At 59.6% G+C, this 13634-nt stretch carries 13 protein-coding genes and 1 tRNA gene; 9 read left to right on the top strand and 5 right to left on the bottom strand.

Annotated elements, in window-relative coordinates; all coding sequences use genetic code 11:
* The first annotated feature begins 60 nt into the window (after window positions 1–60).
* Window positions 61–1713, top strand: coding sequence for a DUF6504 family protein (locus tag ACXAH8_RS16775; RefSeq protein ID WP_475219927.1), 1653 nt, complete (start codon window positions 61–63; stop codon window positions 1711–1713).
* 16 nt (window positions 1714–1729) lie between these two features.
* Here ACXAH8_RS16775 and ACXAH8_RS16770 read toward each other — a convergent pair whose 3' ends face one another.
* On the bottom strand, window positions 1730–2455 hold the full coding sequence (locus ACXAH8_RS16770) for an SDR family NAD(P)-dependent oxidoreductase (RefSeq protein ID WP_475219926.1): 726 nt from the start codon (window positions 2453–2455) through the stop codon (window positions 1730–1732).
* A gap of 228 nt (window positions 2456–2683) precedes the next feature.
* Here ACXAH8_RS16770 and ACXAH8_RS16765 point away from each other — a divergent pair, with 228 nt between their 5' ends.
* From ACXAH8_RS16765 to ACXAH8_RS16745, 5 genes are read left to right on the top strand one after another with little or no spacing between them, the layout of a single operon-like run.
* Window positions 2684–4015 carry an NAD(P)/FAD-dependent oxidoreductase gene (locus ACXAH8_RS16765; RefSeq protein WP_475219925.1) on the top strand — a complete coding sequence of 444 codons (1332 nt, stop codon included), beginning with the start codon at window positions 2684–2686 and terminating at the stop codon, window positions 4013–4015.
* The gene (locus ACXAH8_RS16760) at window positions 3969–4514 is read left to right on the top strand and encodes a hypothetical protein (RefSeq protein WP_425084801.1); all 546 of its coding nucleotides are present in this window, start codon (window positions 3969–3971) and stop codon (window positions 4512–4514) included. The genes ACXAH8_RS16765 and ACXAH8_RS16760 overlap by 47 nt, the downstream gene beginning before the upstream one ends.
* Window positions 4514–5737 carry an MFS transporter gene (locus tag ACXAH8_RS16755; RefSeq protein ID WP_475220032.1) on the top strand — a complete coding sequence of 408 codons (1224 nt, stop codon included), beginning with the start codon at window positions 4514–4516 and terminating at the stop codon, window positions 5735–5737. The genes ACXAH8_RS16760 and ACXAH8_RS16755 overlap by 1 nt, the downstream gene beginning before the upstream one ends.
* Window positions 5734–6351: a DUF3833 domain-containing protein gene (locus ACXAH8_RS16750; RefSeq protein ID WP_475219924.1), complete on the top strand. Its 618-nt coding sequence runs from the start codon at window positions 5734–5736 to the stop codon at window positions 6349–6351. Before ACXAH8_RS16755 ends, ACXAH8_RS16750 begins: the two co-directional genes overlap by 4 nt.
* Window positions 6348–6890 (top strand): DUF3833 domain-containing protein, encoded by a 543-nt coding sequence (locus tag ACXAH8_RS16745; RefSeq protein ID WP_475219923.1) that lies wholly within the window; start codon window positions 6348–6350, stop codon window positions 6888–6890. Before ACXAH8_RS16750 ends, ACXAH8_RS16745 begins: the two co-directional genes overlap by 4 nt.
* A gap of 577 nt (window positions 6891–7467) precedes the next feature.
* Here ACXAH8_RS16745 and ACXAH8_RS16740 read toward each other — a convergent pair.
* Window positions 7468–7543: transfer RNA gene (locus ACXAH8_RS16740), tRNA-Lys, on the bottom strand.
* Window positions 7544–7755: 212 nt separating this feature from the next.
* On the opposite strand from ACXAH8_RS16740, the gene dapF reads away from it, so the two are divergent.
* Together dapF and mtaB are read left to right on the top strand one after the other, a co-directional pair.
* On the top strand, window positions 7756–8598 hold the full coding sequence (gene dapF / locus ACXAH8_RS16735; RefSeq protein WP_475219922.1) for a diaminopimelate epimerase: 843 nt from the start codon (window positions 7756–7758) through the stop codon (window positions 8596–8598).
* Window positions 8595–9851, top strand: a complete 1257-nt coding sequence (mtaB, locus tag ACXAH8_RS16730) for a tRNA (N(6)-L-threonylcarbamoyladenosine(37)-C(2))-methylthiotransferase MtaB (protein ID WP_475219921.1) — start codon at window positions 8595–8597, stop codon at window positions 9849–9851. Before dapF ends, mtaB begins: the two co-directional genes overlap by 4 nt.
* Before the next feature lie 140 nt (window positions 9852–9991).
* On the opposite strand, the gene ACXAH8_RS16725 is transcribed toward mtaB, so the two are convergent.
* From ACXAH8_RS16725 to petA, 3 genes are read right to left on the bottom strand one after another with little or no spacing between them, the layout of a single operon-like run.
* Complete coding sequence (locus ACXAH8_RS16725) at window positions 9992–10780, bottom strand: cytochrome c1 (RefSeq protein ID WP_170379704.1); 789 nt, start codon at window positions 10778–10780, stop codon at window positions 9992–9994.
* A 17-nt stretch (window positions 10781–10797) separates the two neighbouring features.
* Window positions 10798–12129 carry a cytochrome b gene (gene petB / locus ACXAH8_RS16720; RefSeq protein WP_170379706.1) on the bottom strand — a complete coding sequence of 444 codons (1332 nt, stop codon included), beginning with the start codon at window positions 12127–12129 and terminating at the stop codon, window positions 10798–10800.
* Window positions 12130–12143: 14 nt separating this feature from the next.
* Window positions 12144–12728, bottom strand: coding sequence for a ubiquinol-cytochrome c reductase iron-sulfur subunit (gene petA / locus ACXAH8_RS16715; protein ID WP_170379708.1), 585 nt, complete (start codon window positions 12726–12728; stop codon window positions 12144–12146).
* A 461-nt stretch (window positions 12729–13189) separates the two neighbouring features.
* Here petA and ACXAH8_RS16710 point away from each other — a divergent pair, with 461 nt between their 5' ends.
* The gene (locus ACXAH8_RS16710; protein ID WP_475219920.1) at window positions 13190–13633 is read left to right on the top strand and encodes a cytochrome C; all 444 of its coding nucleotides are present in this window, start codon (window positions 13190–13192) and stop codon (window positions 13631–13633) included.
* Window position 13634 lies beyond the last annotated feature (1 nt).

Here is a 13634-nt window from a genome sequence, read left to right as displayed (position 1 = left end):
CGTGGACTCCGGCGCTGATTCTCGGATAAGAACAAAATGGGAACATTTTGATGTCTGCCGATGCCAAAACGCCGAATACTTTCACTCTGGTTTCCCCGTCTGGGGGCTGAACGGCTGATCCGCGCCGCGCGGGGGCTGCATGTCGGGCCTTTGGCTGTAGTGGCCGAGCAGTCGAACATGCAGGTGATCACCTCTCTGAACGCCGAAGCTCAGGCCGCCGGGCTGCAGGTGGGCCAGCCGGTGCGCGATGCACATGCCATGTGTGCGTCCCTGATCACGCGGCACCGTAACGCCCCGGCCGAAGCCGCGTTCCTGACCGCGTTGCGCCGCTGGGCAGGCAAGTTCAGCCCTTGGGTCGCCGAAGAGGCTCCGGACGGGCTGATCGTTGACCTCTCGGGCTGCGCGCATCTGTTTGGCGGGGAAGAGGCGTTACTGCGCGTGCTTGAGGTCGACTGCGCCGATATGGGTCTGAGCGTGCAGATGGGCATTGCCGACACGTTGGGCGCGGCCTGGGCGCTGGCGCGCTATGCCGGGCAAGAGGCCATATCCGACCGCAACGGCGACGCCATCAGTCAAGAGGCCCGCGCCACCCGTGCCCGAGCCAGCAAGCGACGACACTGGACCAAGGGCGGAGCCGCACCGCAAGTGGTGGCCTTGGGCGGCGGCGCCCGGATCGCAGCCCCGGGGCAGTCTTATGGCGCGCTCAGCCCGCTGCCCATCGCGGCGCTGCGGCTCGAGGATCAGGTCGTCGCGCAGTTGAACCGTCTCGGCCTGCGCCGGATTGGGGATCTTCTGGGCCAACCCCGCGCCTCCCTCGCCCGCAGGTTCGGACGTGGGCTGGTCTTGCGGCTGGATCAGGCGATGGGCAGCGCACCCGAGCCGGTCTCGCCCGCCCGCCCGCCACATCACTTCGCGGTACGGATGACTCTGCCCAATCCCATTGGGTTGGTCGAGGATGTGATGGCCGCCATCGACCGGGTTCTGCCGACACTCTGCTCCAAGCTGGAAGAAAAGGGCCGCGGCGTCCGCACCCTGCGGCTGGAGGCCCATCGTGCAGATCAGGCGGCCGAGGTCATCGAGGTTGGGCTGGCCCGCCCGACCTATGACAAATACCGCATTCGCCCTTTGTTAGAGATGAAAATCGACAAGATCGACGCGGGCTATGGCATTGACATGCTACGGCTTGAGGCGGTGCAGACCGAACCCATCCACGCCCGCACCATTGCCGGTCATGCCGAGGCCCGCCGTGTGGCCCGCAACCGGCTTGAGGGCAACACCGCCGTCGAAGACCTTATGGCCAAACTGGGCGCACGGGTGGGGCTGGAGGTCATTACAAGGCGTCACCCCGCTGCTTCACACATTCCCGAGAAAACCGCGCAAGTGCTAGCAGCGGCATGGTCCGAACCGGCGCGAGACTGGCCTGCGCCACCACGCCCGCGCCCCCTGCAGATGTGGCAGCCCGAGCCGGTAATGGCCCCGGAAACCCCGGATGTGCCTTCCGCCTTTCGCTGGCGCGGGCGTGATTGGCAATTGGCACAGGCCACAGGCCCGGAACGGATCGCGCCAGAATGGTGGCTGGATGACCCCAACTGGCGCAGCGGCGTGCGCGATTACTGGGTTGTGGTGACCGAACAGGGCGAGAGGCTCTGGCTGTTTTATGGCCACGGCGGCACCATGTCCGCAGGCTGGTTCTGCCAGGGGCAATTTGGCTAGAAGTCCTAATTAGGGTCTATTTTCCGCGATAAATCAGGATATCGGGCAAATAGTCCAGCAACCGGATCACCCAGGAAAACGGGGCCGGAAAATCGGTGCGGAACCGGCGGCGCGACATCGCTTTGATCACACGCTCTGCCGCGTCTTCAGCCGACATCAGCATGGGCATTTTGAAATTGTTCTTCTCAGTCAGGCGGGTTTTGATAAAGCCGGGATTGACGATCCGAACCGTCACGCCCGTACCCGCCAGATCAAACCGCATGGTCTCGGCCAGCGAGACCAGCGCCGCCTTGCTGGCCGCATAGCCCACAGCCGCAGGCAAACCGCGATAGCCCGACAAAGAGCCGATCAGAGTGATATCCCCGCGTCCGGCGCTCACGAAGCCCGGCACGGTTTCACCCAACACCCGAAGGGCACCGGTGTAGTTCACGTCGGTCATCGACAAGACCGCCTCGGTATCCCAATCACCGGTGCGCATAGGCTCATAGGCTCCGGCGTTGTAGACAAGACCATCGACCTCTCCGACTTCAGCCACGGCACGGCGCACGGCCTCAAGGTCGGTCACGTCAAAAGGCACCGCACGCGCATTGGGAAGGGTTGCGCAGATCTCGGCCAGCCGATCCGCATTGCGCGCCGACAGGACAAGATGCGCGCCGCGCTCGCTTAGCCCTTGGGCCAAAGCGCGCCCGAGCCCTTCGCTCGCGCCTACAATCCAATACGTCTTTACTTCGAAACCGGTCATGCCTGCCCCAACGTGGAACCATGAAACAACGCCCCATGCGCGGTTACGGTTCTGCTTCAGCTATCATGTATATTTTACGACCAAGCCAACCGGTCGGATCATCCCCAGCTGAGGGAATTTTGCCACGAAGTCACAATATAGTGCGTTGGGAAATATAATCTAACCTGATTGATCCGCGTCAGAACCTGCTACGTATCCCTAGATAAATGTCGCACTTAAGGGGATCACATGTTCGACGAAACGCGAGGCGAGCGCAAGAAAATCGCAGTCATAGGTGCAGGCATTTCAGGACTTTCCGCAGCTTACTACCTTTCAGAACAGCACGATATTACCGTTTACGAGGCCGAGCCGCGCCTTGGCGGGCATGCCCGAACAGTGATGGCGGGTAAGAACGGAGACCAACCGGTCGATACCGGCTTTATCGTCTTCAACTACGCGACCTACCCCCACCTGACCAAGCTGTTTGATGAACTGAACGTCCCCGTTGAGAAAAGCGAGATGAGCTTTGGCGCTACGATCGACAATGGTCGCATTGAATACGGGTTGAACACGCTGCGCACTCTGACAGCCCAGAAACGCAACCTGCTGCGCCCGTCTTACTACAAAATGATCTCAGACATCCTGCGCTTCAGTAAAGAGGCCCCGGATGCGGCGAAGGATGACGACACAACGATCGGAGAACTGGTGGATCAAATGCGCCTGGGTCATTGGTTCCGCCACAACTACCTGATGCCGATGTGCGGCGCGATCTGGTCCACCCCGGTTGAGTTTGTGGATCAGTTTCCGGCCCGCTCGCTGGTGCAGTTTTTCCGCAACCACGCCCTGCTTGCCAGCGGGCGCGCCAACCAGCACCAGTGGTATACGGTCAAAGGCGGCAGTATCGAGTATGTGCGCCGGATAGATGCCGCGCTGCGGTCGCGCGGATGCGACATCCGTCTGGCGGCTCCGGTAGATCACGTACAGCGTCATGAGACCGGCGTAATGGTCACCAGCCAAGGCCATGCCGATCAGTTTGACGAGATCATCCTTGCGACCCACTCGGACCAATCGCTGGCCATTCTGGGCAACGACGCCACAGCGGATGAGGCCGCGGCCCTTGGTGCGATCCGCTATCAGCCCAATCACGCGATCCTGCATTGTGATGAAAGCCAGATGCCAAAGCGGCGCGCCTGCTGGTCCAGCTGGACCTATCGCTCACAAGCCGGGGATGTCGGTGTGACCTATTGGATGAACCGCTTGCAGAACATCCCGGACATCGATCCGCTCTTTGTATCGTTGAACGCGTCTTCGCAAATTGACGAGGACAAGATTTATGACCAAGTCGAGTTCGCCCACCCGGTTTTCGACAAAGCCGCGCTGAAAGCGCAGGGACAGATTCGCGACATGCAGGGACAGAATCACACCTGGTACGCCGGAGCTTATAACCGGCACGGGTTCCACGAAGACGGGATCGCCAGCGCGATGCATGTCGTCGACCGCTTGCGCGGCGCCCCGCACATAACCGGAGCTGACAATGGCATTCTTGAAAAAGATCCGGCCATCCATGTGGCCGCCGAATAAATCCACTTTGCGCGTAGCGCTGCTGTCGATCGCCTTACTGTCGAGTGGTGGGGCAGTGGCGTCGCCTCTGTCCAGCGAACTGAGTGATCCCAAGCTTTTGGGCAGCTCGACATTTAGGTTCTTGGGCCTGCCTGTCTATGACGCCAAGCTATTCACGCCTGCTGGAGCGGCTTTCAATTGGACCGAGGATTTCGGGTTGCAACTGACTTATCGAAAAAACCTCGCACAAAAGGCTCTTGTAGAGTCGACGCTGGATGAGATGGCGAGGCAAGGCAATCCCGCGCCGACAAAGGCCCAGCTAGAGACCTGTTTTCAAGCAGTCAGCAAAGGTGACAGCTATCTGGCCATATCCGAAGGACCTAACAAAGTTGGGTTTTGGCGCAATGGTGCACAAACCTGCACACTAACCAACACCGGCATCAAGAAATCGTTCATGTCGATTTTTCTTGGCGACAACACTCGGTCCGCCAGTTTTACACGGCAGTTGAAGGGGCAGTGATGCTGTATCCCCGGGTCAGCCTGTATGCGCTGATGCTCGCTGCGGCGGGTATCCCGCTCTATATTCACCTGCCGCGTTTTGCGGCGGTGAATTTGGGCATTGGCCTTGGGGTGATCGGAACCGTGCTGCTGGTGATCCGGCTGGTCGATCTGTTGCAAGACCCGCTGATCGGCTGGGCCATCGACCGCTGGCCAGGCGCGCAACTGCTGTTTGCCGCTCTGGCGGCGCTTGGGCTGGCTGTTGGGTTTCCGCTGCTGTTCGGCCTGCCGGACGGGGCCAGCGTTGGCGCGCTGATCGCCATCCTCGTGCTTCTGTTTTCGGCCTACAGCCTGGGCACAATCCTGCTTTACGGGCGCAGCGCAACTTTGGCCAAACAGGCCGATCCGCAAGAGCTGATGCGCCTCGCCGCCTTCCGCGAAGGCGGGCAACTGACCGGAGTTGTGCTGGCTGCCAGTGCTCCGGCCCTGTTCGTTGCCTTCGGCGCGCAGGGACAGGGCTATCCCGCCTTTGGCCTGTTTCTGGGCGCGCTGGCGTTGCTCACCCTGATCGTCACCATACCAATGTGGCGACGCACACCCATCACGGGCGAGGGCCTCTCGTTCACCGCGCTCGGACAATCCGGCGCCCTCCGCCTGCTGGTTCTGGCGCTGATCAACAGCCTGCCGATCGCCCTGACAGCCACGCTGTTTCTGTTCTTCGTCGAGGACAAACTGCAACTTTCCGGTATGGCCGGCCCACTACTGATCCTGTTCTTCCTGAGCGCCGGGGCTAGCGTGCCCCTCTGGGCGCGACTCAGCAATCGGATCGGCCCGAAACAGACGCTGATGATCGCCATGCCGCTGGGCATCGCCTCCTTCATCGGCGCAGCCACCCTCTCGGCCGGAGAGCTGACCGCTTTTGCCCTGATCTGCCTGGCCTCGGGCGCAGCGGCAGGGGCGGATATCGTAATCCTGCCCGCCATGTTTTCCGTGGTGCTTACACGCGCGGGGCTGAATGCCTCGGCCGCGTTTGGCATCTGGTCTTTTGCTGGCAAGCTGGGCCTCGCGCTCGCTGCCTTTTTCACCCTGCCCCTGCTGGAACGCAGCGGCTTTTCACCCGGTCAAGCCAACTCAGCACAGGCTCTAAACACGCTCACATTCGCCTATGCCCTGCTGCCCTGCATCCTAAAGCTGGGCGCATTCGGGATGGTCTTGACCCTGCCTACGGAGGTCCCAGCCAAATGAATACGCTTGTTGTGATTTTGCTCGCCATCCTCGTTGTCGTGGCGGTCAAAAGACGGTTCCTGAGCTTTCGCTCACAATCCCCGGCTGACTATTCGGGAACGGGGCCAGAGTTTTCACTGAGCAAACACCTGAACGGAGATATCCTGTCCGAGGGGCTGATCTATGGCCCCAATGGCAAGATGTCGAACAGCTTTGTCGCGCGCATGGTCGGTGAATGGGATGGAAACACGGGCACTCTGGCCGAGTGGTTCACCTATTCCAACGGCAAACAGATGACCCGAAAGTGGTATCTGACACTGGGCACCGGCAACACGTTCACAGCCACAGCGGACGATATCGTCGGTGAAGGCAAAGGCGTGATTTCGGGCTCGACCGTCAAGCTATCCTACCGGATCATCCTGCCCGAAGACGCCGGAGGGCACACGCTGGACGTGACCGACTGGATGTACCTGACAGAAAACGGAGCGATCATGAACCGCTCAGAGATGCGCAAATTCGGCCTCAAGGTGGCTGAACTGGTGGCAACCATGCGACCCGCGCCAGAGGTGCAGTCCGCACATCTACCCGGTGCAAACGGGTATGATGCGGATGCTGAAAACAGGCCGCTGCAATGACCCGGTTGCGTTTTCTGATCTCACTGGTCGCAATCGCCAGCCTGACACTGCTCGCGGCCTGCTCAGCCAAGCCACGGGTGCCCAAAAGCTTTCTGTCCGACCGGCAGCTAAACCTTGAAGAATTCTTCGAAGGCAAGACCGTGGCCTATGGTCAGTTCCAGGATGTTCTGGGCAATGTGCCGCGCCGATTCACGGTTGAGATTGACGGCACCTGGAACGGAGAAACTCTGACGCTGGTCGAGGATTTCGTCTACGATGACGGCGCAACGGAACAGCGCATCTGGACCCTAACCAAAACCGGCGAAGACACCTGGACCGGCACTGCTCCGGGTGTTCTTGGTGTGGCCGAAGGGATCGAGCGTGGTGATACCTTCAACTGGAAATACAAAATCGACTTGCCGATCAAAGAGGGCACCATGCGTGTAAACTTTGACGACTGGATGTGGCTTCTGGAAGATGACCGCCTGCTGAACCGCGCCTATGTTTCGCGTTTTGGCGTCCGTATAGGCGAGGTCATCCTGTTCTTCGAGAAACTGTGACGGCCCGACGGGGCCTCGGCGCGCTGATCCGGCTGCTCCGCCATGTCGCGTTCATAGAAGATAAACTCGTCAACCCAACCGAATATCTTGTTCGACTCGGGCTGACGCGCCTCAGAGGGCGGTGGCGCGGCCTTGGCCTCCACCCGAGCACGCTCGACCTCGGCCCACAAGAAAAACAACCCGCGCCGAGTGCCATTGAGATGCTCGGGTATTTTAACCCACACCACCTGTGAAGATTTGCCTGATTTCTGCTCGATTTTTGCCCCCGGGTTTTTTTACACCCTTTGACTAAACGATAGCAAATCTAGCTGAATCTGCCAATTTTTTCGAATCGCGCAGGCGGAAATCCACTAGAAAGTCGCCAAATAGCACGTTTAAATAAAAATGTACTTTTTTCAAACAACCAAAGGTAGTGTTGCGGACCGGAACTGCCAGTTCAACCGCTTCCCGATTTGGTGGATTTAAAGCCGATCCTCAAAAAACCTGGCATAGACGCACAAGTGTGTCGCTTGGATACGAGTCTCCCACCATAGGCGATAAGCACTCTCATCCATTCCTTCGATCGCTCTGAAAAAAGTGGTGAGCCGTGCAGGATTCGAACCTGCGACCCACTGATTAAAAGTCAGTTGCTCTACCAACTGAGCTAACGGCCCACTCTTTTGTCTGGATCTTTATGATCCGTGGCGCTCTTTAAGGCATTTTCCCAACCGGGTTCAAGACCTTATTTTGCACCTCGTTTCGCCAGGGTAATCAGTGTTTCCGGCGACCCGATAGGCGGCCTAATTAGGCAGGTGGCGCAGGGGGGTCAAGCCCTTTTTTCAGGAATCGTCACCGCAGGGTGGATTCATCGTAGGACCAACGTTATATGCCCGCCATGCAACAGAGACTCGATACCGGTTTGCCCTTCATGAAGATGCACGGGCTGGGCAATGACTTCGTTATTGTCGACGCGCGCGCACAGGCGACGTCGATCAGCGCTGCATTGGCAAAGGGAATCGGGCACCGCCAGTTTGGTGTGGGATTCGATCAGTTGGCCGTGATCGAAAACGGAGCGGCTGACGCGCATCTCGTGTTCTATAACGCGGACGGGTCGACCTCGGCCGCTTGCGGGAACGCCACACGGTGTATCGCCCGTTTCCTGATGGAAGAGAGCGGCAAAACAGAGCTGACCCTGACTACCGAGCGCGGCACGTTATACGCGCAGGATGCAGGCAACGGCCTGACCTCCGTCAATATGGGGCAGCCCCAGCTAGATTGGCAGGACATACCTCTGGCTGAAGAGATGGACACGCTGGAACTGCCGATTGAGGGCACGCCCTCGGCAACAGGCATGGGCAACCCCCATTGCACGTTTTTCGTGGACGACGCGGAAGCGATCCCCTTGGCCGAGTTCGGCGCGCGGTACGAACACCATCCCCTCTACCCCGAACGCACCAATGTGCAGGTGGCGCAGGTGATCGGGCCGGACCACATCCGTATGCGTGTCTGGGAGCGGGGTGTGGGCATCACGCTGGCCTCAGGGTCCTCGTCCTGCGCTACAGCCGTCGCCGCGGCCCGGCGCGGCCTGACGGGGCGCAAGGTGCAGATCGAGCTGGACGGCGGCACAATCTGGATCGATTGGCGCGATGATGGCGTCTGGATGACCGGGCCGACCTGCCATGTGTTCTCGGGCACTCTGACCCTGGAATTCCTGAGGTCACTGGAATGAGCGCACCGATATTCACCACTCTGGGCTGTCGCCTGAACGCCTATGAGACTGAGGCGATGAAAGAGCTGTCTCAGAAAGCGGGTCTGCAAGATGCGGTGATCGTGAACACCTGCGCCGTGACTGCCGAGGCGGTGCGCAAGGCACGGCAAGAGATTCGCAAGCTGCGCCGCGAAAACCCCAACGCGCGCCTGATCGTGACCGGATGCGCCGCGCAGACGGAACCGCAGACCTTCTCGGCCATGGACGAAGTTGATGCGGTGATCGGCAATACCGAGAAGATGCAGCCCGACACCTGGAAAGGCATGGCGGCTGATTTCATCGGCGAAACCGAAACCGTTCAAGTCGATGACATCATGTCGGTCACCGAAACGGCAGGGCACCTGATCGACGGGTTCGGCACCCGCTCACGCGCCTATGTGCAGGTCCAGAATGGCTGTGATCATCGCTGTACCTTCTGCATCATCCCTTATGGCCGCGGGAACTCTCGCAGTGTACCCGCTGGTGTGGTCGTGGATCAGATCAAACGGCTGGTCGACAAAGGCTATAACGAGGTCGTACTGACCGGCGTTGACCTGACCTCATGGGGCGCGGATCTGCCCGCTCAGCCCAAACTGGGCGATCTGGTCATGCGCATTCTGAAGCTCGTGCCCGATCTGCCGCGCCTGCGCATCAGCTCGATCGATTCGATCGAGGTGGACGAAAACCTGATGCAGGCCATCGCGACCGAGCCTCGACTGATGCCGCATCTGCACCTGTCCCTGCAGCATGGCGACGACCTGATCCTGAAACGTATGAAACGCCGCCACCTGCGCGATGACGCCATCCGTTTCACCGAAGAGGCACGCAGCCTGCGCCCCGACATGACCTTTGGCGCCGACATCATCGCTGGCTTCCCTACGGAAACCGAGGCGCATTTCGAAAACTCCCTCAAGCTGGTCACGGACTGCAACCTGACGTGGCTGCACGTCTTCCCCTACTCCAAACGCGAAGGCACGCCAGCGGCGCGCATCCCACAGCAGGTCAACGGCAAGATCATCAAGGACCGCGCCGCCCGCCTGCGCACAGCCGGAGAGGCGCAGGTCGCCAAACACCTCTCAGCCCAGATCGGTCAAACCCATCACATCCTCATGGAAAACCCGCATATGGGCCGTACCGAACAATTCACCGAGGTTAGTTTCGACACCCCCCATCCCGAAGGCCAGATCGTCACCGCGACGATCACAGGGCAAACTGCGACCCAGCTGCAAGCCTGATCCGCTCTTCATCTGGCCATAAATACCTCGGGGTGAATTGGCCGCCGGCCAAGAGGGGCTAGCCCCTCTGCCCCCTCAAAAAGAAAAACCCCCGCAACCGGATAGGCGCGGGGGTCTTAAACTTCAAAAGCTCAAAAGCTTCACTGCTCGCGCAGCTTGCCTTTATGCGGTGCCCACAGGCGCTTGTTGACCAGATACAGCAGCACCGACAGGACGGTCAGGAAGATCACGCCGACAAAACCGGCGTTCTTGCGGTCTGTCAGCTTGGGCTCCGCGGCCCACATCAGGAAGGCTGCGACGTCTTCGGACATGGCTTCGACGGTGGCCGCGTGGCCATCGGCGAATTCAACCTGATCTTCGGACAGCGGCGGGCCCATCGAAATCCAGCCTCCAGGGAAGGCCTTGTTTTCGTAAAGGATCGTGCCTGCCTCTTCCTTCTCTTCACCAGTGTAGCCGTCCAGCAGAGAGGCGATGTATTCCGCGCCGCCCATGCCTTTGACCAGCTGGTTGATGCCAAGACCGTAGGGGCCGTGGAAGCCCGCGCGCGCTTTGGCCATCAGGCTCAGGTCCGGCGCGCCAACACCGTTGTTCGCCGGGAAGTGGTCAGTCGGGATCGCCGGGCGGAAATCGTCCAATTCGGGGTCGAAAACCTCGAAATTGTCCGCCGCGTAAGTGATCACCTGCTCTTCACTGTAACCCAGCGCTTCCAGATCGCGCAGAGGAACGTATTGCAGGCCGTGGCAGGCCGCGCAGACTTCGGTATAGACCTGAAGGCCGCGTTGCAGCTGGTTCTGATCCCAGGTTCCGAACGGACCCTCAAACGAGAAGTCGAAATCCTCGATATGAGTGTCGTAAGCGCCTGCCGCAAAAGAAGCGGCAGGGGTAAGGGCCAGGGCAAACGCAGCGCCGATTGCAAGTTTCTTGAACATGTTTCCGGTCCCTCTTCTTACTCGGCCGGCGTGGCGTCGGCGTCAGCCTTGCCATAATGCGCGTTGAAGTCTTCTTCGATGGTCTCAGGCGGGGCCAGAGGTTTCTCGATCACGCCAAGCAGCGGCAGGATTACGAGGAAATACGCAAACCAGTACGCAGACGCGATCAGCGAGAAGGTCGCGTAGGGCTCTTCCGCGGGCATCGCACCCAGCCACATCAGAGCAAAGAAGTCGATGATCAGCAGGTAGAACCACCATTTGAACATCGGACGATACCGACCCGAACGCACCGTCGAGGTGTCCAGCCAGGGCGCCAGCGCCATGGCCAGGATCGCGCCGAACATCGCCAGAACACCGAAGAATTTCGCATCAATGATGCCGCCGGTGATGAAGCTGGCGAACTGAACAACCCAAACCTCGCCGGTGAAGGCGCGCAGGATCGCGTAGAACGGCAGGAAGTACCATTCGGGCACGATATGTGCAGGCGTCACAAGCGGGTTGGCCTCGATATAGTTATCGGGGTGGCCCAGATAGTTCGGCATGAAGCCCACGATGGCCCAGAACACGACCAGGATGACCGCCAGAGCGAAGAGATCCTTGATCACGAAATACGGCCAGAAGGGCAGCGTGTCTTTCTCAGCCTCGGCCTTTGAGCCGCGACGTACCTCAACACCCGTGGGGTTGTTGTTGCCGGTGGTGTGGAAGGCCCAGATATGCACAATAACCAGCGCCGCAATGATGAACGGCAGCAGATAGTGCAGCGAGAAGAAGCGGTTCAGCGTGGCGTTATCCACAGCGGGTCCGCCCAGCAGCCATGTCTGCAGCGCATCACCCACAAACGGGATCGCGCCAAACAGGCCGGTGATCACGGTCGCACCCCAGAAGGACATCTGACCCCAAGGCAGAACGTAGCCCATGAAGGCTGTGCCCATCATCATCAGGTAGATCAGCATACCGATGATCCACGTGATCTCACGCGGGGCTTTGTAGGAGCCGTAGTAAAGACCACGGAACATGTGAATATAGACCGCAACAAAGAACAGCGACGCGCCGTTCATGTGCAGATAGCGGATGAAATAGCCACCATTCACGTTACGCATGATGTGTTCGACGCTGGCGAAGGCCAGATCGACATGCGGCGTGTAGTGCATAACCAGCATGATGCCGGTAACGATTTGCAGCACCAGGCAGAAGGCCAGAACGATACCCCAGATCCACATCCAGTTCAGGTTCTTGGGCGTAGGAATCATCAGGGTGTCGTACATTAAGCCGACAATGGGAAGGCGGCTGTGCAGCCACTTTTCGCCGTTTGACTTCGGCTCGTAGTGATCGTGGGGAATGCCGGACATAAGTTGGGTCTCCCTTAGCCGAGTTTAATGGTTGAAGCGTCGACCCACTCGACCGGTGGGATCGGCAGGTTCTCAGGCGCGGGGCCTTTACGGATTCGGCCTGCCAGATCGTAGTGCGAGCCGTGGCAGGGGCAGAACCAGCCGCCAAAGTCGCCTGCATCACCCAGAGGCACGCAGCCCAGGTGGGTACAAACGCCCATCTGAACGATCCACGCGCCCTCTGCCTCGCCTTCGGGCGATGGCATGACGCGGTTGGCGTCGGTCGCGGGTGCATCTGCGTTGATGTTGAAGTTCCGGGCCAGCGGGTCAGGCAGGTTGCCTACCGCTTCTTCGTCCTGCTGCTGCGCTTCGGCGATTTCAGCGCCTGTGCGGTGACGGATGAAGACCGGTTTACCCAGCCACTTGACCGTCAGCTGTGTACCCGGCTCAACCCCGCTTACATCCGTACGGATCGAGGACAGAGCCTGCACATCCGCCGACGGGTTCATCTGATTGATCATAGGCCATACCGCAGCACCGGTCGCAACGACCCCTGCGCCGCCCGCGACGTAGTACAGGAAATCTCTGCGGGTGCCTTCGTGGTCTTCTACGTGGGACACGAGGTTTTCTCCGATTGTCTAGCGCCCGTGCGAACGGGCCAATAGCTGGAACCCGGCACGGATGCCGGGTCTTAGCGGAATTCTCTACCGAGCAGAATAGTATTCGTCCAGCGGTGTTGAATGCGCAATACGCCGCATCTGCGTAATTTATCATCGCGCGGGGCAGTCTTTTTGATGTTTCTCGCCCTCATGTTTCAACGAAGCGTCGAATCAGCCCCGCTTGATTCGCGCCCTGTGACCCCAATCTGACCGGGACCAGCGAACCCGGGCCGACAGCACAAGCGGGTCGCATTGGTGCGAAAACCTGAAAAATCCGACATGGGAAACGGGGTTTGTTCAACAACAAATCATATGCCTGAAATAGACGATTTTTTGCACGCCGAGCGAGCCTGTTTCCTGTTGCACTTATTGCGCGAATACCTGATGCCCGATTTCGCGCGAACGCCGATCAGGAGACCCCCATGTCAAAGACCCACTTGGCCGCCGTTCTGTTAACGATTTCTGTGTCGACCCAAGCCGCCACGGCCGGAGACCCCGCCAAAGGCGAAAAGCTCTACAACCGCTGCTCGGCCTGCCACGCGATCATCAAGGATGGCGAGGTTCTGGTCAAAGGCGGCATCACAGGCCCCAACCTATACGGGGTCGTGGGCCGCACCGCCGGATCCGAGAACGACTATCGCTATGGCAGCGAACGCCTGCCCATCGGCATGTTCACAGACGACATGATCCGCGCCGGTGACGCAGGTCTGGTCTGGACCGAGGAAAACATCGCCGCATACTCCGAGGACCCGATCGGGTTCATCAAAGAGTTCCTGCAAGACGATACCGCCCGCCCGAACATGAGCGTGAAGCTCAAAAAAGGCGCGGACGACATCGCCGCCTATCTGGCGACGTTCAGCCAGTAGG

The sequence above is a fragment of the Ruegeria sp. ABV3_008 genome (genome assembly GCF_056161185.1).
Note: the sequence above shows the minus strand (reverse complement) of the source record. Positions and strands in the feature narration are given on the sequence as shown.

Bases quoted from the DNA above. Each gene is read 5' to 3' on its own strand.
- ACXAH8_RS16770 (WP_475219926.1), bottom strand. From the start codon at position 2,455: ATGACCGGTTTCGAAGTAAAGACGTATTGGATTGTAGGCGCGAGCGAA.
- ACXAH8_RS16775 (WP_475219927.1), top strand. From the start codon at position 61: ATGCCAAAACGCCGAATACTTTCACTCTGGTTTCCCCGTCTGGGGGCT.
- petB (WP_170379706.1), bottom strand. From the start codon at position 12,129: ATGTCCGGCATTCCCCACGATCACTACGAGCCGAAGTCAAACGGCGAA.
- ACXAH8_RS16725 (WP_170379704.1), bottom strand. From the start codon at position 10,780: ATGTTCAAGAAACTTGCAATCGGCGCTGCGTTTGCCCTGGCCCTTACC.
- mtaB (WP_475219921.1), top strand. From the start codon at position 8,595: ATGAGCGCACCGATATTCACCACTCTGGGCTGTCGCCTGAACGCCTAT.
- ACXAH8_RS16745 (WP_475219923.1), top strand. From the start codon at position 6,348: ATGACCCGGTTGCGTTTTCTGATCTCACTGGTCGCAATCGCCAGCCTG.
- ACXAH8_RS16750 (WP_475219924.1), top strand. From the start codon at position 5,734: ATGAATACGCTTGTTGTGATTTTGCTCGCCATCCTCGTTGTCGTGGCG.
- ACXAH8_RS16760 (WP_425084801.1), top strand. From the start codon at position 3,969: ATGGCATTCTTGAAAAAGATCCGGCCATCCATGTGGCCGCCGAATAAA.
- ACXAH8_RS16755 (WP_475220032.1), top strand. From the start codon at position 4,514: ATGCTGTATCCCCGGGTCAGCCTGTATGCGCTGATGCTCGCTGCGGCG.
- ACXAH8_RS16710 (WP_475219920.1), top strand. From the start codon at position 13,190: ATGTCAAAGACCCACTTGGCCGCCGTTCTGTTAACGATTTCTGTGTCG.
- dapF (WP_475219922.1), top strand. From the start codon at position 7,756: ATGCCCGCCATGCAACAGAGACTCGATACCGGTTTGCCCTTCATGAAG.
- ACXAH8_RS16765 (WP_475219925.1), top strand. From the start codon at position 2,684: ATGTTCGACGAAACGCGAGGCGAGCGCAAGAAAATCGCAGTCATAGGT.